Origin of the sequence: Microbulbifer sp. SH-1 (assembly GCF_011326135.1) — a bacterium.
GTDB lineage: Bacteria > Pseudomonadota > Gammaproteobacteria > Pseudomonadales > Cellvibrionaceae > Microbulbifer > Microbulbifer harenosus.
This window is the reverse complement of sequence record NZ_CP046948.1, coordinates 2,160,800-2,179,982: the sequence shown is the minus strand read 5'-3', so window position 1 is coordinate 2,179,982 and position 19,183 is coordinate 2,160,800. Positions and strand designations below refer to the sequence as shown.

At 59.0% G+C, this 19,183-nt stretch carries 16 protein-coding genes; 8 read left to right on the top strand and 8 right to left on the bottom strand.

Annotated features, from left to right (window positions below):
* Nucleotides 1–47 precede the first annotated feature (47 nt).
* Nucleotides 48–1,229, top strand: coding sequence for a VWA domain-containing protein (locus tag GNX18_RS09375; RefSeq protein ID WP_166217377.1), 1,182 nt, complete (start codon nt 48–50; stop codon nt 1,227–1,229).
* Nucleotides 1,230–1,632: 403 nt separating this feature from the next.
* On the opposite strand, the gene GNX18_RS09370 is transcribed toward GNX18_RS09375, so the two are convergent.
* Nucleotides 1,633–3,111: a peptide MFS transporter gene (locus GNX18_RS09370; RefSeq protein WP_138233809.1), complete on the bottom strand. Its 1,479-nt coding sequence runs from the start codon at nt 3,109–3,111 to the stop codon at nt 1,633–1,635.
* A 227-nt stretch (nt 3,112–3,338) separates the two neighbouring features.
* On the opposite strand from GNX18_RS09370, the gene hrpA reads away from it, so the two are divergent.
* From hrpA to GNX18_RS09335, 7 genes are all read left to right on the top strand, one after another.
* Entirely contained in the window at nt 3,339–7,253 is a 3,915-nt protein-coding gene (hrpA, locus tag GNX18_RS09365; protein ID WP_166217374.1) for an ATP-dependent RNA helicase HrpA, read from the top strand.
* Between the two features lie 212 nt (nt 7,254–7,465).
* A complete protein-coding gene (locus GNX18_RS09360; RefSeq protein ID WP_138233811.1) occupies nt 7,466–7,744 on the top strand; it encodes a hypothetical protein in 279 nt (92 codons plus the stop codon).
* A 90-nt stretch (nt 7,745–7,834) separates the two neighbouring features.
* Nucleotides 7,835–8,707 carry a DUF692 domain-containing protein gene (locus GNX18_RS09355; protein WP_166217372.1) on the top strand — a complete coding sequence of 291 codons (873 nt, stop codon included), beginning with the start codon at nt 7,835–7,837 and terminating at the stop codon, nt 8,705–8,707.
* Nucleotides 8,697–9,521 (top strand): DUF2063 domain-containing protein, encoded by an 825-nt coding sequence (locus tag GNX18_RS09350; protein WP_240914323.1) that lies wholly within the window; start codon nt 8,697–8,699, stop codon nt 9,519–9,521. The genes GNX18_RS09355 and GNX18_RS09350 overlap by 11 nt, the downstream gene beginning before the upstream one ends.
* A gap of 153 nt (nt 9,522–9,674) precedes the next feature.
* Nucleotides 9,675–10,628, top strand: coding sequence for a VacJ family lipoprotein (locus GNX18_RS09345; protein WP_240914322.1), 954 nt, complete (start codon nt 9,675–9,677; stop codon nt 10,626–10,628).
* Nucleotides 10,612–11,844, top strand: coding sequence for a PP2C family protein-serine/threonine phosphatase (locus GNX18_RS09340; protein ID WP_166217369.1), 1,233 nt, complete (start codon nt 10,612–10,614; stop codon nt 11,842–11,844). Before GNX18_RS09345 ends, GNX18_RS09340 begins: the two co-directional genes overlap by 17 nt.
* 401 nt (nt 11,845–12,245) lie before the next feature.
* Complete coding sequence (locus GNX18_RS09335; protein WP_240914321.1) at nt 12,246–12,752, top strand: STAS domain-containing protein; 507 nt, start codon at nt 12,246–12,248, stop codon at nt 12,750–12,752.
* 83 nt (nt 12,753–12,835) lie between these two features.
* Here the strand turns inward: GNX18_RS09335 and GNX18_RS09330 are convergent, their stop codons facing one another.
* The 7 genes from GNX18_RS09330 to GNX18_RS09300 all read right to left on the bottom strand — a co-directional run bounded on the left by GNX18_RS09330 (nt 12,836) and on the right by GNX18_RS09300 (nt 19,154).
* Nucleotides 12,836–13,297, bottom strand: coding sequence for a TerB family tellurite resistance protein (locus tag GNX18_RS09330; RefSeq protein WP_138233816.1), 462 nt, complete (start codon nt 13,295–13,297; stop codon nt 12,836–12,838).
* Between the two features lie 44 nt (nt 13,298–13,341).
* Nucleotides 13,342–14,286: a transaldolase gene (tal, locus tag GNX18_RS09325; RefSeq protein ID WP_166217367.1), complete on the bottom strand. Its 945-nt coding sequence runs from the start codon at nt 14,284–14,286 to the stop codon at nt 13,342–13,344.
* Nucleotides 14,287–14,347: 61 nt separating this feature from the next.
* A complete protein-coding gene (gene dusA, locus GNX18_RS09320; protein ID WP_166217364.1) occupies nt 14,348–15,325 on the bottom strand; it encodes a tRNA dihydrouridine(20/20a) synthase DusA in 978 nt (325 codons plus the stop codon).
* 547 nt (nt 15,326–15,872) lie between these two features.
* Nucleotides 15,873–16,277: a hypothetical protein gene (locus tag GNX18_RS09315; protein WP_166217361.1), complete on the bottom strand. Its 405-nt coding sequence runs from the start codon at nt 16,275–16,277 to the stop codon at nt 15,873–15,875.
* 14 nt (nt 16,278–16,291) lie between these two features.
* Nucleotides 16,292–16,792, bottom strand: coding sequence for an ImmA/IrrE family metallo-endopeptidase (locus GNX18_RS09310; RefSeq protein WP_166217358.1), 501 nt, complete (start codon nt 16,790–16,792; stop codon nt 16,292–16,294).
* 477 nt (nt 16,793–17,269) lie between these two features.
* Entirely contained in the window at nt 17,270–18,478 is a 1,209-nt protein-coding gene (locus GNX18_RS09305; RefSeq protein WP_166217355.1) for a glycerol-3-phosphate dehydrogenase/oxidase, read from the bottom strand.
* Nucleotides 18,462–19,154: a glycerophosphodiester phosphodiesterase gene (locus tag GNX18_RS09300; RefSeq protein ID WP_166217352.1), complete on the bottom strand. Its 693-nt coding sequence runs from the start codon at nt 19,152–19,154 to the stop codon at nt 18,462–18,464. The genes GNX18_RS09305 and GNX18_RS09300 overlap by 17 nt, the downstream gene beginning before the upstream one ends.
* Nucleotides 19,155–19,183: the final 29 nt, after the last annotated feature.

Below are 19,183 nucleotides of genomic sequence, written 5' to 3'. Positions count from 1 at the left end.
TGCAGGCAGGCTCCTACATGTACTATTAACACCTTCGGGGAAACCCAATGCTCATCGGATTTTTCCTGAACCTCCGCCGCTACCAACTCCCGGTATCCATCACCGAGCTGCTTTCGCTGCTGGAAGCCCTGCAGCAGCGTCTGGTCTACGCGAACCTGGACGAGTTTTACTTCCTTGCCCGTACCTGCCTGATCAAAGACGAAAAGCACTTCGACAAGTTCGACCGCGCGTTTACCGCGTACTTCAAAGACCTGGAAACCCTCGACGACATTCTCAAGCAGATGATTCCGGAGGACTGGCTGCGGGCGGAGTTCCTGAAGCAACTATCCGACGAGGAGAAGGCAAAGATCGAGTCCATGGGCGGACTGGAAAAGATGCTGGAGGAATTCAGGAAGCGTCTTGAGGAGCAGAAGAAACGACACAGCGGTGGCAACAAGTGGATTGGTACCGGTGGTACCAGCCCGTTTGGCAACAGCGGCTATCACCCTGATGGTATCCGCGTTGGCGGCGAGAGCCGCAACAAGTCTGCGTCCAAGGTGTGGGAGAAGCGTCAGTTCCGCAATCTGGATGACAGCATCAGTCTTGGCACCCGCAATATCCAGGTGGCACTGCGCAAGCTGCGCAAGTTCGCCCGCACTGGCGCGGCGGAAGAACTGGATCTCAATGACACTATCCGCTCCACCGCGCGCAATGCGGGCCTGCTGGATATAAAAATGGTGCCCGAGCGGCACAACGCGGTAAAGGTGCTGATCTTTTTTGACGTGGGCGGTTCTATGGACCCCTATGTAAAGCAGTGCGAAGAACTGTTCTCCGCCTGCCGCAGCGAGTTCAAGCATCTGGAATATTTCTACTTCCACAATTTTATTTACGAACATGTGTGGAAAGACAATGCGCGCCGCTACAGTGAATCCACGCCGCTGGTGGATGTGCTGCGTACTTACGGCAAGGATTACAAGGTAATCTTCGTCGGCGACGCCTCCATGGCGCCGTACGAAATTACCAGCCGCTTTGGCAGTGTCGAGCACATGAACGAGGAGCCTGGCGCGGCCTGGATGCAGCGGGTGACCAATACCTACGAAAAACTCGTGTGGCTGAATCCCACTGCGGAGGAGTACTGGCAGTACACCGGAAGTATCGGTCTGACCCAGCGATTGGTTAATGGGCAGATGTATCCGATGACGATTGAGGGACTGGATCGAGCGATTGCCTATCTGGTGAAGGGGCGCTGAGTGCTTCGACAGGTTCTGGGTCCTTTGAATTACTATTGTGGCGGCCAAGCACCGGATGGAAGTTTTCAGGACCGCTGTGAATACATCCCTGTACGCTGCGTCGGCGACGTCCCTGTCGCCGACGCTCCTGAAAACTTCCATCCGGCACTCGGCCTTCGCGCGTAACAGAAGTGCTTCGAGACAAGTGTGTGGTCCACTCTTGATGAATCTTCGAGAGAATTCTATGTTGGAAATTGTGTTGAATCGAAGTCCCGAACTTAGACGCTAAGGCAAGGTGCCGGGGGCGGGTTTTCAGGAGCGTCGCAAACAGGATGTTTGCGCCGCAGCGCCCAGGGATGGGTTCACAGCGGTCCTGAAAACCCGCCCCCGGTGCCTTGCCGCCACCTTAGGTTCGAGCAAGACCTCACTCCCCAAACTTCCTTTGCGGCGCCACATCGTGATCCGCGGTGATGCCGATTTCTTCCTTGGTGGTGTCCTTGATCACGGTATGTTCTTCCTCGGCACCGTGCATCCAGTCCACCAGTTTCTCGCGCAGGAAGAAAAGGATAATCCCCGCAAGAATTGCCGCAAGGGCCACGCCACCAAAGGTCGCCAACGGGCCGGATTCGCCTACGAGCTTGCCGATCTCCGCTGCACCCTTGTTGGCAATGCCGATAAACGCAAACCACAAACCCATCATCAGACTCAGAAAACGCAGCGGAGCGAGTTTCGTCACCATCGACAAACCGATGGGCGACAAACACAACTCGCCAATGGTGTGGAAAATGTACGCAACCACCAGCCACCAGGGGCTCGCCTTTACCGTCTCCGAATCACCGATCTGCAGCGCCGCACCCACCATGGACACGAACCCCAGGCCCAGAAAAATCAGGCCCATGGAAAATTTTGCCGGCGATGTCGGCTCGCGCGCGCCAAGGCCCACCCAGATACTCGCCATCACCGGCGCCAGGATAATAATGAACAGCGGGTTCACCATCTGCAGCCAGCTCGCAGGAATTTCAAAGCCGAAAATATGCAAGTCCGTATTGTGCTTGGCAAACAGGTTCATCGAACCGGCGGCTTGTTCAAATCCGGCCCAGAAAATCACCGTAAATACACCGAGTATCAGGATGACCTTGATGCGGTCGCGCTCTTCCGGCGTGAGCGGTCGTTTCTTGTCGGCGGCGAGGTTTGCTTTCAGGCCCACTTTAGCCGACGGTTGTTTGCCGATTTCTCCCAACAGCTTTTCCGACTTGGACATCTGCAGCAGTAAACCCAGCAACATGCCGAGCCCCGCCACAAAGAACGCCAGCTGGTAATTGACCTTCTCGCCAATCCAGCCAATCACCAGGTAGCCGAGGATCGAACCGATATTTATCCCCATATAGAAAATCGTGAAGGCTGTATCCCGTCGCCGGTCGCCCTCGTCGTAGAGGTCGCCCACCATCGTCGAAATATTTGGCTTGAAGAAGCCGTTGCCGATAATCATCAGCGCCAGCCCTAGCCACAGCATGTAAATTTCGGAGCCATCCGGCAGCCAATTGTGTGGAAAGCCGAGGGCAAACTGTCCCAGCATCATCAGCACACCGCCGAACATAATGCAGCGCCGCTGCCCCCACATGTTGTCTGCCATCCAGCCGCCGATGATCGGTGTCAGGTACACCAGCATGGCGTAGGTGCCGAGATAACTGAGGGCCTTGGATTGCAACTCGGTGTCCGACAGCGCCTCCCAGCCGAACACCGCCGCGGTGGTCGCGGAGGTGAGATAGAACACGAAGATGCCACGCATACCGTAGAAGCTGAGGCGCTCCCACATTTCGGTTCCGAACAGCAGGAACAACCCCTTCGGGTGGCCCATCATATCGCCGGCGGACGCTGGGGGTCTTGGCTTAAGGTCGTGCATGGACGCTCCTTTGAGATGGCTCGCGCTGGTGAAATCGGGCCGAGAGCCAGCCTGCGTTTCAGGCGGTGGAAATTTGTCGCGCATCGTTGGCAAATCGAGGGTTGTAATGCGCGCCATTGATCTGAGTATAGGCCAGGCGTGGCGCCCGCAAGTGTAAGGACAGACCCCGGTGGTCCCCAGGGGGTATAATCGCCGGTTTGCAGTATTTTCCGGATTGCCAGTCACACATGAGCCAAGATTCCACCAGCCCGCACGCGCCATCGGCCCTGGAGCCCATTGAACAGTTGTTGCCCCGGTGCATGGGGCGCGATCGCGTTCGCTTGCAGCGCACCCTGAGCAATGCACGCCGCCGACTGAAAGAGGGCAAGCCCGCGGACCGGATGCTGACGCAGTTGGCGGCAGAAGCGGCCAGGTCGGTCGCTCTGGCGGAGGCGCGCCGGCAAAAGCTGCCGAAGGTGGAGTGGCCGGAAGGTCTGCCGGTGGTGGCGCGGCGGGAGGAAATCGCCGAGCTGATCGCGGCCAACCAGGTGGTGGTGGTGGCGGGGGAGACCGGCTCCGGCAAGACCACCCAGCTGCCGAAAATCTGTCTGCAACTGGGGCGCGGTATCTTTGGCCAGATCGGCCACACCCAGCCGCGGCGTATCGCCGCGCGCACCGTGGCCAACCGCATTGCCGAGGAACTCGGTCAGCCGCTCGGCGACTCGGTGGGCTACCAGGTGCGCTTTACCGACCAGAGCACCGAGCACACCCATATCAAACTGATGACCGACGGTATTCTGCTGGCGGAAATCCAGCGCGATCCGCTGCTCACCAATTACGACACCCTGGTCATCGATGAGGCCCACGAACGCAGCCTGAATATCGACTTTCTGCTGGGTTACCTAAAAACCCTGCTGCCGAAGCGCCCGGACCTGAAAGTCATCATCACGTCGGCCACCATCGACCTGGAAAAATTCTCCCGGCACTTCGACGATGCACCGATCATCGAGGTTTCCGGACGCACCTATCCGGTGGATATCCACTACCGCCCGTCGGCAGACAGCGACGCCGACCTGAACGAGCAGGTAATCGCCGCGGTGGAGGAGCTGCTGCAGGAAGAAAAATCCTCACCGCGCCGCGGCGGCGACATTCTGGTGTTCATGAGTGGCGAGCGCGAAATCCGCGAATGTGCCAAGGCGCTGCGGGACGCACCGCTGCAACACATCGATGTGTTGCCACTGTATGCGCGCCTGAGTCTCGCCGAGCAGAGCCGTGTATTCGCCCCGCACAAGGGGCGCCGCATCGTGCTTGCCACCAACGTGGCGGAAACCTCCATCACCGTGCCCGGTATCCGCTATGTGATCGACCCGGGCACTGCGCGTATCAGCCGTTACAGCTACCGCAGCAAGATCCAGCGTCTGCCGGTGGAACCCATCTCCCAGGCAAGCGCTAACCAGCGCGCCGGCCGCTGCGGCCGTGTCAGTGCCGGTGTGTGTATCCGCCTGTACGAGGAAAGCGATTACCTGCAACGCCCGGAATTTACCGACGCGGAAATCCTGCGCACCAATCTCGCCGCGGTCATTCTGCAGATGCTGCAGCTGCGCATCGGCGATATTCGCGATTTCCCGTTTGTGGATCCGCCAGACCAGCGCCTGATCAACGATGGTTACAGTCTGTTGCAGGAGCTGCAGGCGGTGGATGGAAAGGGCCATGTGACTCCGCTCGGGCGCGCGCTGTCGCGGCTGCCGCTGGATCCGCGCCTGGCGCGTATGCTGGTGGAGTCGGGTAAGACCGGTAGCCTGCGTGAACTGCTGATCATCGTAGCCGCGCTGGCCGTCCAGGATCCGCGCGAGCGCCCGACGGAAAAGCGCCAGGCGGCAGACGAAAAACACAAACAGTGGGAGCATGAGCACTCGGACTTTCTGACGCTGGTGAACCTGTGGGATGGCTACGAGGCCCAGCGCCAGGACCTGAGTGCGAGTCAGCTGCGCAAGTGGTGCCAGAAAAATTACCTGAGCTGGCTGCGCCTGCGCGAGTGGCGGGACATCCACCACCAGTTGCGTCTGGCCATTCGCGATCTCGACCTGGAGATGAACCGCGAGCCCGCGGATTACGCCAGTGTGCACAAGGCGATTCTGCCCGGGCTGCTCGGCAATATCGGTGTGAAGGACGAAAATAAGGAGTTTCTTGGCTGTCGCAACCGCCGCTTCCATATCTTCCCCGGTTCCGGCCAGTTCAAGAAACCTCCGCACTGGGTGGTGGCCGCGCAGCTGCTGGAAACCAGCCGTCTGTTCGCGCACACCGTGGCAAAAATTGAACCGGAATGGGTACTTGGCTGTTCCGAGCACCTGGTTAAGCGCAATTATTTCGAGCCGCACTACAACCCGCGCTCGGGCGCGGTGATGGCGTTCGAAAAAGTTACGCTCTACGGCCTGGTGCTGGTGGACAAGCAGCGCATCCACTACGGCAAACTCGACCCCGCCACCGCGCGCGAAGTGTTTATCCGCGAGGCGTTGGTGGAGCAGCGCTATCGCGGCAAGGGCAAGTTCTTCCAGCATTACAAGGACCTGCTGGCGGAGCTTGAGGATCTCGAAGCCAAATCCCGCCGTCGCGACATCGTGGTGGACGATGAAGTGGTGTTCCGCTTTTTCGACGAGCGCCTGCCGGCGGATATCGTTAACCTCGCCGGGTTCGACAAATGGCGCAAGCAGGCGGAGCAGAAGGAACCGCAGCTGCTGTTTATTCCCCGTGAGTTGATGATGCAGCAGGATGCCGGCCACGTGGGCGAGGCGCAGTTCCCGGACTCCATCACCAGTGGCGGGATCGAATATCCGGTCAGTTACCACTTCGAGCCGGGCAGCGTGGACGACGGTGTGAGTATTCGGGTGCCGGTCGGTGCCTTGCACCAGGTACCCGCGGCGCGCCTGCAATGGGTGGTGCCGGGCATTTTGAGAGACAAGTGCATCGCGCTGGTGAAAAATCTGCCCAAACAATACCGCAAACATTTTGTACCGGTACCGGCTGCGGTGGACAAGGCGCTGCCGCGCATGCAGACGGGCAATACGCCACTGTGGCAGGCGCTCGCCCATGAGTTGAAGCGCCAGACCGCACTGGAACTGCCGGAAGATGCGTGGAAAACCGCCGAGCAGGGGCTCGAGGATTTTTACCGCTTCAACATCCAGGTGTTGGATGAAAAGGGCAAGCTGCTGGACCAGGCGCGGGATCTGGAAATCCTGCAGCTGCGATACCGCGACCGGGTGCAGCGGGAAATCGCCAGTGCCGGCGATGACTTTGAGCGCAGCGGTATCACCCGCTGGGATTTTGGCGACCTGCCGGAAACCCACCAGCTGGATCAGGGCGGGCTCAAGGTGCGCGCCTACCCGGCGCTGGTCGCGGGCAGGGAAAGCGTGGACCTGAAACTGCTGGACAACCCCGAAGAGGCCCGGCGGTTGACCCGTGCCGGTATCTGCCGCCTCGCGATTCTGCAGCTGCCGGAACCGGTGAAGTACCTGCGCAAGGAACTGCTCAAGGGCAAGGAGCTGGGGCTCGGCGCCGCCGACCTCGGGCGCCGCGAAGAAGTAGCGGACGACATTCTAATGGCGGCGGTACGCGAGTGTTTCTGGGCCGATGAACAGTGGCCGCGCAGCGAGGAGGAGTTTCTCGCCGCCCTGGAAAATCGCGAACAGCTGGTGGCGACCGCGCAGGAAATCGGTGATCTGCTGGTAAAAGCACTGGCGCAACTGGTGCCGCTGCGCAAACTGATCAAACAACAGAAAAACCTGGCGGTGGCCTTGGCAGTGGCGGATATCAATCGCCAGCTGAACGGGCTCTTCTATCGCGGTTTTCTGTTCCACACGCCATTGGAGTGGCTGCGCCAATACAGCCGCTATCTGAAGGGTATCGAGTTGCGGCTGGAAAAGGCGGCGCTCGATCCCAACCGCGACCGCCGGCTTACCGCGGAATACCAGGAAGCGGAAGAGCCTTACCAGGTGGAGGTCAGCAAGAGCGAGCCCCTGCTACTGGCCGGCGACCCGGCGCTGGTGCAATACCGTTGGATGCTGGAGGAATTCCGCGTCTCGCTGTTTGCGCAGACCCTGAAAACCCTGATGCCGGTATCCATCAAGCGCCTGCGCAAGCTGTGGTCCGAGCGGCAGGTGATGTGATTCAGGGGCCATGCTCGAACGGGTTCGCAATTTTTTCCACCGTTTCCCGTTCGGTTGAACCCGGTTTGTGAACCGTTGGTCTAACTGAACTCCCAATTCGTTTTCGGGAAACTATAATCCGGGGGCGGCGGTTTACGCGCCGCTTCGGATGTTCACTTCACTTATCCATGCAACCCACCGAGACCAACACATCAGGTCTACAGGAGATCGCCATGAACAAGAAGAGTCTGCCCCTGGCTGCGGCCGTAGGTGCGGCATTCGTTGCCTCTGCCACCCTGAGTGTTTCCACCTCAGCCAACCCGTTCACTGCCACAGAACTGTCTGCCGGCTACAACTTGAAAGTCGCGCAAACGGAAACACCGGAGGAGGGCAAGAAGAAAGAAGGTAAGTGCGGGGAAGGTAAAAAGAAAGAAGGTAAATGTGGCGAAGGAAAAAAAGACGAAGATAAGAAAAAAGAAGGCAAATGCGGCGAGGGTAAATGCGGTGGCTGATGCCGCCTGACATTTTGCCGCTCCCGGCAATCCCCGTAGCGGTAGGATTGCCGGGAATGTTTTCAGGTTTTCAGAGCTGCGATCAGAGACATGTCGAACAATCTGCGCAAGTATCCGGTGAAGGGTGCGGGTCTTGGCCTGCGACGCTCGATGATGGACGAAGAACTGGTACCGGAGCAGGTGGATTTTCTCGAAGTCGCACCGGAAAACTGGATCGGTGTTGGCGGCCGTTACGGGCGCTGGCTGCGTCAGTACACTGAGCGTTTTCCTTTCGTGATTCACGGCCTGTCGCTCTCCATCGGTTCGCCGGCACCGCTCGATGAAGCACTGGTGCTCTCCATCAAGGCATTTATGCGCGAACACGATATCCGCTGCTACAGCGAGCACCTGAGCTACTGCTCCGATCACGGCCATCTTTACGATTTGCTGCCTATCCCGTTTACCGGTGAGGCGGTGCACTATGTGGCCGGCCGCATCCGTCGGGTGCAGGATCTCCTTGAGCAGCGCATCGCCATGGAGAATGTGTCCTACTATGCCGCGCCCGGGCAGGAAATGAGTGAGCTGGAATTTCTTAATGCGGTGCTCGAGGAAGCGGATTGCGATTTGTTGCTCGACGTTAACAATATCTACGTCAACTCGGTCAATCACCGTTACGATCCCGTGGAATTTCTATGCGGTCTGCCCGCCGATCGCATCCGCTATGCCCATGTGGCCGGTCATTTTGACGAGGCGGATGACCTCAAGGTGGATACCCACGCTGCGCCGGTAATAGATCCTGTATGGCAGCTGTTGCGGCGTGCTTACCGGCAGTTCGGTCCCATACCCACACTGTTGGAGCGGGATTTCAATATTCCGCCGCTGGCGGAACTGTACAGCGAGGTGGCGCGCATTCGCGATATTCAAGCTATGGCGTCAAATCCTTCGCCAATGGGTTCACTGAGGGAGATGCACATTGGCCGATAACGCAGCGCCTGGCATGGATCCTCGCTTTGTCCAAGTGCAGCGGGCATTCGCCGCCCATCTGCGCAAGCCAGAGGAGTACGCGGCGCCGTCATCTATCGAAGACCGTCGCATGGGTATTTACCGCGATCTCGTTTACAACAATATCGAATCCTTTATCGCCAGCGGTTTCCCGGTACTGCGCAGCATCCTGGCGGACGATCAGTGGCATGAGCTGGTGCGCGATTTTGTGCATCGGCATACAGCGGAAAGCCCGTATTTTTTGCAGATCAGCGAGGAATTCCTGCGCTACCTGCAGGACGAGCGCGGGGAGAGCCCCGCGAGTGCCGATGATCCGCCTTTCCTGCTTGAGCTCGCGCACTACGAATGGGTGGAGCTTGCGCTGGATGTGAGCGAGGAGGTGTTTCCCGAGGGGCTAGTGCGCCATCCGGAGCCAACACTGCTACTCGATGGGGAACCGGTGGTGTCGCCGCTCGCATGGAGTCTCAGTTATCGCTTTCCGGTGCACCGTCTGGGGCCGGATTACCAGCCGCGGGAGGCGCCGTCGTCGCCGACCTTCCTGTTGGTGTATCGCAATCGCGCGGATCGGGTGGGATTTCTCGAGGTCAATGCCAATACTGCGCACTTGCTACAGCTGGCGCAGACAGACGTGGACGCGTCGAAAACCGGCCGTCAATTGCTGCTGCAACTGGCGCAGGATATGCAACACCCTGAGCCGCAGCAGTTGCTGGAGTTCGGCACCGAACTTCTGCGAAAACTGCTCAGCCTGGATATTATTGCCGGGTACCGCCCCGTCGGAACCCGGGTCAACCGTTAAATTCACATTGCGACGCGGAGGTCGAAAGCTCAATAGCATTGACCAAAAGTGTCAGCTGCTATGCTGCCATAGCGGCCAGTGCTAAAATCGCGCGCAAATTGACACAAAGAACCTGGTTTGAACAATCGAAATTATTTTGCGAGGAGCAGGGATTTGCTTAAACGCACACACCATACCCCCCAGCCCGCCTGGGCCGCCTGGATTCTGACCACTCTGCTGTCGGCTCCTCTCGCCGTGGCGCAGGACGCGTCGGATCCCTTTGCGGAATCGTCGGACAGTGCACCGGCAGCCACTACTCCGGTAAACGGCACACCCGACAAGACCGATCCCGGTGCGGGCAGCGCCGCCGCAGGGGCCGAAGGTGGTCCCTTCGCCGAGGGCGGTGCATCCGACGAGTTTGCCTCGGAGCTCGAAGACGAATACGGCTTTGACCCGGCGGATGAATTTGCCAGCGCCGAAGAACCGGAAGATCGCGACCCCTGGGAGGGGTTCAACCGCGCCATGTTCCGCTTCAACGACACCGCAGACCGCTGGGTCCTGAAGCCCGCGGCTACGAGCTATCGCCAGATAACCCCGATCTTTGTGCAGACCGGGGTGTCCAACTTTTTCTCCAACCTGCGCGAGATCAACAACGTTCTGAATGACGTGTTGCAGTGGAAGTGGGGCCAGGCGGGCAACGATACCGGCCGCTTTCTGGTGAACAGCACCGTGGGTATTGCCGGTCTGTTCGATGTGGCCCAGCACATGGGGATGGAACCCAGCGACGGCGAGGACTTCGGCCAGACGCTGGCGGCGTGGGGTGTATCTTCCGGGCCTTATATGGTGCTGCCGGTTCTGGGGCCGTCCACCGTTCGGGATTTCCCCGGGGAGGTGGTGGAGTGGTACACCAACCCACTCAGCTATGTTGACGAGAACTCCGTTGAATACACCCTGAAAGCCGTCGATGCGATCCAAACGCGAGCGAGTCTGCTACAGGCCGAGTCGCTGCTGCAGGGCGACCGCTATGTGCTTCTGCGCGACGCCTACCTGCAGCGCCGGGAATTCCTGATCAAAGACGGTGAACAGGAAGATGATTTCGGCGGCGATCTGGATGAATACGATTTCTGACCCCCGCTCCGCACCGCTGGCCGCTACGGCGGCCGGTGGTCACACTCTGTTGCTGAGCGACCCCGACCAGCCGTCCTACGAGCTCATGTGCGCCACGCTCAAACGGCTCGGCTACACCGTGACCCGGGAGGAGAGTGGTGTGGATGCCATCGGCCACTTCTCTCCCGACAAATACGATCTGGTCATCACCGACCTGCACCTGCCGGATATGGGCGGGCTGGAAGTCCTGCGTAAGATCAAACGCCTTTCCGCGGACACGCCGGTGGTGGTGCTGGCGTGCGACAGCGAGGTGAACGATGTTGTCCAGGCCCTGCGCCTGGGGGCCAGCGACTATTTGCTGAAACCCCTCACCGACGAGGGGGTGATCGAGCACGCGGTGACGCGAATCGCCGAGGCGCGGGAGCTCGCCGCACAGAACCGCGACTACCGCCATCAGCTCGAGGAGCGCAATCGCGAACTGCACGAACACATCGAGCTGCTGCAGCGGGATCACGAGGCCGGCCGGCAATTGCAGCAGCATCTGCTGCCGCGCACCCCCTATCACTACCCCGCCGGCATTGAGGCGGCATTTCGCCTGTTGCCATCGCTCTACCTGAGCGGCGACTTCGTTGATTACGGTCTGTTTGGCGAGCGTTTCATCGCCTTCTATCTGGTGGATGTTTCCGGCCACGGCGTATCGTCCGCGCTGGTCACCGCACTGATCAAGCACAGCATCATGCACCTGTTGCGGGAGCGCTCGCTGTTCAGCCAGCTCGACACCATCGACCAGGACATCACCAGTGTGCTGGAGATGATCAACCGCGAACTGATCGCCGCCGGTCTCGACAAGCACGCCAGCATGTTCGTCGGTGTGGTGGACAGCCGCGCGCGCCAGTTGCACTACGCGGTGGCGGGGCAGGTACCCATGCCCGCGCTGGTCACCAGTGATGGAGCCCGGTGGCTTTCCGGCAAGGGCCGGCCGCTGGGGCTGTTCCAGCGCGGTGAATGGGAAGTGCGCCACTGCTGCCTTCCCGCGAGCTGGCGCCTGGTGGCCTGTTCCGATGGGGTGCTTGAATTGCTTGCGGGTGACCTGTTGCAGAAGGAAGAGAGCCTGCTGCAGATGATCGACCGCACTCGCGGCGACCTCGACAGTTTGTGCGCGGCGCTCAAGGTGGACACCGCTGACTCCTTCCCCGATGACATCACCATTCTCACACTGCGCCAGGACAGTCCCTGAGCCTCTCCGGGAAAACCCCGCGCCGGTCCGATTCTTGCCTTGATTTCCTTTGTTACCGCCATGTTACCGTCATCGGTTGTTCACGGTGGGTTCATCGCGGTTGCCTGAAACTTGAGAGGTAAACGGGATTTTCTGGGGTGGCGGAAGGAATCGGAGCTACAAAGTACGGACTTTCTGGTCATACCTGTTAACCCGTTCACACTGGTCTTGTCAGCGCTGGTGGGCAGGAGTAAGCTCCGCCCACTTCATGGTCAATCGGCGTACGGTTTTTTATCAGTGTCGCCGGACCTGAGCCGCACAAGGAACTGTGCTGCGGTGCAAACCGCAAATTCTCCATCTCGCACCCCGGCTCGGGAACAGGGCAGGGCGCGTTTGAGGTTACTATGCAGTCCGGGCAGATAATGGTTGGTGACCACCAGGGCATTTATGTCGTGAAACTGGTGGGCGATGTGCGCCTCAATCTATGTACATCGTTCGATAACTATATCGGCAAGATGTTTTCCCACGACGACTTCCGTGGCGTGGTGTTCGATATGCACGACACCCAGGGGGTCGACAGCACTACGCTCGGCCTGATGGCCAAGATTGCCATTCGCAGTGCCGAGCACAAGGGTGGTAAGCCCCTGGTGCTGTGCGAGGACCGGGGCCTGCTGCATCTGCTGGATTCGATGGGATTTGACGCGTTGATGGATTTTTCCAGCGATGCGGACAACGACGCCTACCGGGCCGAGCCCGCCCCGCTCAAATGCAACGCGCCCGACGAGCAGAGTGCTCGCGATATGGTGCTGGAAGCGCACCGTGTGCTGATGAGCCTGAACGAAAAAAATGAAGATACTTTTCGCGATCTGGTGAATGTGCTGGAGAGCGAACAGGGCGCCAATAAGCACAAATCCGCCGTCAGCCACTGAGCTGGTAACGCTTCCCACTGGTGTGTGAGCTTGAGGGTGCGAGGAATTGAGCGCCAGTAATGGCTAAAGTGGAAATCGCGGAGTCAGCCGGCGCAGTTACCGTCTCTCGCCTCTGCGCGCGCGCGGGTGAACAACCCGTGGGGCAGATAGATCAGTTCCGCCACCCGCCGTATCAGGTGTTCCTCAAAAGCATCGATCTCACCATCTGCAAACGCCACCTGCCACATCTGTTTCACCAGCAGGTACTTATCCCGCTCGCTGAAGTTATCGTTCACCGTCTGCGTGAATTCATACAGCGAGGTGGCCTCGTGGCGCTCCATCAGTGCGCGCTCCACCAATTCTTCCGCGGTCTCGCGGTCCAGCTGGTAATGCTGCATAAGCAGGCACAGCAGTGTTTGCTTCTCGCGTTCATCCACTTTGTGGTCTGCCGTGGCAATTTCTGCCATCAATGCCGCGCTGATCATGCGCACATCTTTTTCCGGGTGCACTTCCACACTGTCCCCACGGCCGATCTGCTCGAACAGCTTGCGTATCTGTTGCAGCATGGTTGTGCCCCTTGTGATCTTCTAAATGGCTTGGGTGATAGCGCTTAACGCGCTTTTTGAAGCAGCTCTTCCAGCTTGAGCTGATCGGCCACAAAGTTGCGGATACCCTCCGCCAGTTTTTCCGTTGCCATGGCGTCGGCGTTCAGCTGATAGCGGAACTCGGCTTCACTGAGTGGCACTGCTGGCCGAGGTTGGCTTTCAACATCGCTGCTGAGACCACTCGCGAGTTCACCGTCGTCGTCCTGCAGCTCCTGCAGCAGCTGTGGACTGATAGTGAGCTTGTCACAACCTGCCAGCGCTTCGATCTCGCCGGTATTGCGGAAACTGGCACCCATAACGATGGTGGGATAGCCGCGGGATTTGTAGTACTCGAAGATGCTGGTGACTGAAAGTACGCCGGGATCGCTCTGTGCCGTGTAGTCATCGCGTCCGGTACTGGCCTTGTACCAGTCTAGGATACGGCCCACAAACGGCGAGATCAGGGTGACACCGGCTTCCGCGCAGGCCACCGCCTGGCACTGGCTGAACAGCAGGGTCAGGTTGCAGTGGATACCCTCGCGCTCCAGCACCGAGGCGGCGGTGATACCCTCCCAGGTAGAGGCCAGCTTGATCAGCACGCGCTCGCGCCCGATACCGGCTTCCTCGTACATGGTGATCAGTTTGCGCGCATATTCGATGCTGGCGCGGGTGTCGAAAGACAGGCGCGCGTCCACTTCAGTGGAGACCAGGCCTGGCACGATTTGCAGGATTTCCCGGCCGATGGCCACCGCAAGCTTCATGGAGGCATCGGCGATCACATCGCCGCCGCGCTTTTCCGCCCAGTTCAGTGAGTCCTTCAGGTACTGCTGGTACTGCGGCAGTTGCGCTGCCTTGTAGAGTAGGGAGGGATTGGTGGTAGCGTCTTGCGGATGATAGCGGCGAATGGCTTCGATATCGCCAGTATCTGCAACCACCAGGCTGCGTTGTTTGAGTTGTTCCAGTTTGTTCATCTTCCCCACGTCCTTATTTGCACGATCAGTTTCAGTTCTGTCAGGTTCGAGTTTTTACCGCTCAGGCGGCGTCGGTCACCAGGGACAGCGCCCGCTCCAGTACTTCCGGCCCCGCCCCCGCGGTATGCGCGTACTCACTCAGATGCCGGCGGAACCGGCGCGCCCCGGGTACGCCCTGGAACAGCCCCATCATGTGCCGGGTAATATGATTGAGGCGCTGACCCTTGCCGAGCTCGCATTCGATATACGGCAGCATAGCGCGGATCACTTCCGCGGGGCTCGGCCCCGGCGCCCCGCCAAAGAGTTCCGCGTCCACGTCTGCGAGGATGCCTGGAGTCTGGTAGGCCGCGCGGCCGAGCATAACACCGTCGAGCTGCTGCAGATGTTGGCGACACTCCTCGATGGAATTGATGCCCCCGTTCAGCACGATTTCAAGGTCCGGGTAATCCTGTTTCAGCTGGTACACCATCTCATACTTGAGCGGCGGTACCTCGCGGTTTTCCTTCGGACTAAGACCGTTCAGCCACGCCTTGCGCGCATGCACGATAAAGGTGGAAATACCGGCGCGGGCCTGGGCCTCGACAAAGCGCACCAGCCCCGGGTAATCCTCCATGTCGTCGATACCGATGCGGTGCTTTACCGTCACCGGAATGGAAACCGCACTTTGCATCGCGCCCAGGCACTCTGCGACAAGTTCCGGCTCCGCCATCAGGCAGGCGCCAAAGCGCCCCTTCTGCACCCGGTCGCTGGGGCAGCCGCAATTGAGGTTCACCTCGCTGTAGCCCCACTGCTCGGCAATTTCTGCACAGCGCGCCAGATCGTCCGGGTCGCTACCGCCCAGCTGTAGTGCCACCGGCTGCTCCGCCGCGTCAAAATCCAGATGGCGCTCGCGATCGCCAAACAGAATGGCACCGGTGGTGACCATCTCGGTGTAGAGCAGAGCATTCTTGCTTAACAGGCGCCAGAAATAGCGGCAGTGGCGGTCGCTCCAATCCATCAGCGGTGCGGTACAGAAGCGGTGGGAAAGGGTTGTTGGCATAACTACTTGATTTTACAGCGGTTTATCTGAAGTCGGCGAATTGGTATTTTTCCAAGTTTGTACCAGCTTTCCCCTGCGTTACCCCGTTATTACCACCTCAGTGGTACATTTCTGGTACAAGAATTGGCTTGTACCAGCGGGGGATCATCGCAATCATCAGGGCGCGCAAGAGCGCGAAGGAAGGAGTGCGCTAACGGCGCAGTCCCGCCTGCTTCAGAATGGAAGGGTAGTTTATACGGAGAGCGAGACGTTCGGCAAAAAGCCTAGGGAAAGGCATGGGCAAACTGGCGGGACATGCAGCTGCAGGGCCTCACCGAGCGGCACGGCAGAAAGATCGAAGATGCGGTGAAACGGCGCGAGAGTGGAGGCAAGCATGACTCCGGCGCATTTCGACCGGGAAGCGCTGCCCCTGCGTGGTGCTGACCGACCGCATGTACAACCAGTCCGGGCGCGCGATGGTCATGATGTTTTCCACCTCCATCCGCGGCACACTGACCGAGGTTGACCACCCGGACATCAATGAACAAAGCCCGCAGTTGCGGGTTTTTCATTTAGTGTTTGGCTTCCGGTTTGGGAACAAGTTTTTGGTGATAATAAGTACGATGCCAAATACTTCCGCCAAAGTCCCTGCTAAGTAAAGCTCCAATTCATAGCGCTCAAATTCCATCCATTTGAAACCAACAAGAATGAAGGCGAGATTCATGGCAAACAATTGTCCAACCAAAATCCAGATGAAATAGTTGGCATATCTCTTTTTTAGCTCGCGATCATTTTGGGAGTCGTCCAGCTGAGACTGCACGAGAGGGTCCACCTTGGTGACAGTGCCGCTCGCTAGTTTTCCCTTGAGTTGAGTGAGAGCTTCTGCCCTTTTTTTGTCTGGCTTTGATACTGCCGACTTTATTTTGGAAAGCGCGTCTTCCGCTTTTTGTTTTTCTTCTATATCTACAGTCACGTGAAAACCTTGTACTACAGCAGTCTCAAGGTTCTAAGCCTGATTTTCATGGCCTCATTAGAGACACCAAAAAATACCGCCAGCTCTGCATGCGTAGTGTTTTTGGCGCGTGAACGCACCTCCGCTTCTGGCATTAGCAGGCAAGCGGCAAAGTTGTTGGCAAAGACTTCTTCCGGGTCTTGTCCGGTAGTAGAGTTGCCATCGCGAAAATCAACGTATTCATACTGGCGGTCGTCGTCGTCAGACTCAACGCGGGATGCATAGTGGCCCAGCTCATGAGCGCAGCTAAAGCGCTTGCGATTGGAGTGGTCCGTGGCTTCCAGAATGATTATCGGATCTTTCCCGGCTTCTTTGATCAGTGCACCGGAGACGTCTGGAAGTAGCTCTGTTTCAAGCACCTCAACACCCACGTTCCGTGCGATGGTCACGGGATCTACCGGGAAAATATCCTCACCCCAGAAAACAACGCGGTATTTGTCTGCCAGTCGGGCAGCCTCTTGGGTATTCGTTGTCATAGTTATCTATAGGTTGCTAACAGAATGCTAACAGTTCGTCAATGCATTCTACCGGCTTTGTCGTTTACTTGAAAGGAGGATATCGAGCAACAGTTTAGTCGGTGCTCTTGGTCACCAGTTCCAGGCTGTTTTTCAGTACTGTCATATGTTCTTTGGCCAGTGAGCCGTCGCGTATGCCATTCAGAATGGCGTCTACCAGGTCGCGGACGTGCAGGGGGGGATGCTCTGCTCTTCACGTTCAGCATCCAGCCTTCCAGGGCCTTGCCGAGTCCGCAATTCCAACAACCGCTTTGCTGCCCAGCTGACATCCGGAGCTATAACCGAATCTGGCACTGGGGATGGGGGCAGAAAAATCGGATCGGGTACATGGGTATCCATGCAGGAGTTGGGCATGGGTGACGGAATCTAGGTCAACTCGCCCCTTTTACACGACGTGGAAATAATCGCGGCAAGGAGCGATGGCTTTTCTGCCCGGGATCAGAGATTGCGCTCCCGGGCGTCCACAGGTGTGCTTGCGGTGGGGGTGTTGGTGCCAGGTGACCAGTGACCGCCGGTGGTGAGGTGCGGGCGGAGCTTTTTCAGCACGCTGCGCGCGGTGGCGCGGTAACTGGTAAGTTTGCCGCCGGCTACCGCGACGATGTGCGGTTGCTTGTCGTCGTCGCAGCAGATCATGGTTTCGCGGCTGCGGGAGAAGGGGTTGCTGCTGGCGTGGGGCAGCACCCGCAGTCCGGCGAAGCTGTCAGACAGCTCGTTCAGCTGTAGCGGGCGGGTTTCGGGGAAGTACTGCTTCAGGGTGCGCAGCAGGTAGGCCTTTTCTTCCAGGGTCGGTGCGACGTCGGAGGGGTTGCCGTGGTAGGGGCGCTCGGTGGTGCCGACCAGGGTTTCACCCTGCCAGGGCATTACGAAGACCGCGCGGCCATCCTCCGCTTCCACGTAGAAAATCTTGTTGGCGAGTTTCAGAGGTACCTGGATATGGGTGCCAGCCACCAGTTCCAGTGGGGGCAGTTTGGCCCTGGGGCTGCATTTGTCGTTAGTCTCTTCGATCCACGGGCCGGTGCAGTTCACCAGTGCGCGGCAGTGCAGGGTGTTCAGTTTGCCGTCGTGGAAATAATCCACACGCACACATTTGTCCGTTACCTCCGCGCCCACCAGGCTGGCGGGACAGATCAGCTCGGCGCCGCCGCGCAAGGCGGTGCGAATCACCTCCCGGGTAAGCGCGGCGTCGTCTGTCTGCGCATCGTAGTAGCGGTACACCGCCAGCAGATCATCGCCATTGAGACCACCAAGTGCGTCGTAGTCCCGCAAACTGACGGAGCGGAAGCGCGAATGGGGGGAGAAGAGGCCAGCCAGTAGTGCATAAACACTGAGACCCAGGCGGATTTTCCAGGGCGCGCGACGGCTGTGGCGGTAGACCGGAATCAAAAACGGCACCAAATGCACCAAGTCCGGCTTGTTCGCCAGCAGCCACTTGCGCTCTTTCAGGCACTCGTACACCAGGGAAATCTGCCCGCTCTCGAGATAGCGCAGACCGCCGTGAATCAGCTTGGATGAACGCGAGGATGTGCCGTAAGCGACCGACTCCTGTTCGAGAATCGCCACCCGGTAGCCGGCCGCAGTGAGTGCCTCGGCGACGCCGGCACCCTGGATACCGGCACCCACAATGAGAACGTCATATTCCATAGACATTGCTGGCCTCCCGGGATCGCATCAGCAGCGGCAGATTCCCAGTAAGGATATGGTGTGCGCCGCGGTGATGCCAGTGCACCGCGCCCTGCGCCGTATTGATTTCATGTACGACCCACTGCCAGGGGCCGGGGGGCAGTTCCTGGCAGTCCACGGACGCGTGATGGATAAACAGGTAATCCGGCGCCAGCGTCACTACGTCGGCGGACAGACAGCGGGCAACACTCGGTACCTGCAAGGCCACCAGATCAAACCCCAGGCTGCGCGCGAGGCGCAGACTGCGCAGGTCGGCGGTCAGCAGTACAAAATTATCCGCCGCACCGGGAATTTCATCGCGCAGCCGGCGGATTGCCACCTCCACACCCACCGTCTGCAGTGTGTGCAGACTCAGGTGGATAAACCATTCCAAATGGCGGTGGCGCTGGGCCCACTCCACCAACTGCGGAAAAGTATTGAGGGGCAGGGTTCTGAGGTCCCGATCTTTCAACATATGCAGCGGCGCCGATATACCCGCTGGCGAAAATTCCAGCGCGTTGCCGCCGCAGCACCAGGGCGTGCGTTCCTGGCTGAACTGCACCTCGGTGGCAATCGCGCAGGCGCCGAGACCGTGGGCTGCCTCAAAGGCCGCCAGGGTATTCTCCGGGTGGTGGATTTTGTCGCCTGAATGCGCAATTAGCATGGAGGGTAGGTCCGCGTGGGGTGGTTTAT

Coding starts and splice junctions, on each gene's coding strand:
- GNX18_RS09300 (WP_166217352.1), bottom strand. CDS start 19,154: ATGCTAATTGCGCATTCAGGCGACAAAATCCACCACCCGGAGAATACC.
- GNX18_RS09370 (WP_138233809.1), bottom strand. CDS start 3,111: ATGCACGACCTTAAGCCAAGACCCCCAGCGTCCGCCGGCGATATGATG.
- dusA (WP_166217364.1), bottom strand. CDS start 15,325: ATGCCAACAACCCTTTCCCACCGCTTCTGTACCGCACCGCTGATGGAT.
- GNX18_RS09330 (WP_138233816.1), bottom strand. CDS start 13,297: ATGCTGCAACAGATACGCAAGCTGTTCGAGCAGATCGGCCGTGGGGAC.
- hrpA (WP_166217374.1), top strand. CDS start 3,339: ATGAGCCAAGATTCCACCAGCCCGCACGCGCCATCGGCCCTGGAGCCC.
- GNX18_RS09340 (WP_166217369.1), top strand. CDS start 10,612: ATGAATACGATTTCTGACCCCCGCTCCGCACCGCTGGCCGCTACGGCG.
- GNX18_RS09310 (WP_166217358.1), bottom strand. CDS start 16,792: ATGACAACGAATACCCAAGAGGCTGCCCGACTGGCAGACAAATACCGC.
- GNX18_RS09335 (WP_240914321.1), top strand. CDS start 12,246: ATGGTTGGTGACCACCAGGGCATTTATGTCGTGAAACTGGTGGGCGAT.
- GNX18_RS09360 (WP_138233811.1), top strand. CDS start 7,466: ATGAACAAGAAGAGTCTGCCCCTGGCTGCGGCCGTAGGTGCGGCATTC.
- GNX18_RS09355 (WP_166217372.1), top strand. CDS start 7,835: ATGTCGAACAATCTGCGCAAGTATCCGGTGAAGGGTGCGGGTCTTGGC.
- GNX18_RS09305 (WP_166217355.1), bottom strand. CDS start 18,478: ATGTCTATGGAATATGACGTTCTCATTGTGGGTGCCGGTATCCAGGGT.
- tal (WP_166217367.1), bottom strand. CDS start 14,286: ATGAACAAACTGGAACAACTCAAACAACGCAGCCTGGTGGTTGCAGAT.
- GNX18_RS09375 (WP_166217377.1), top strand. CDS start 48: ATGCTCATCGGATTTTTCCTGAACCTCCGCCGCTACCAACTCCCGGTA.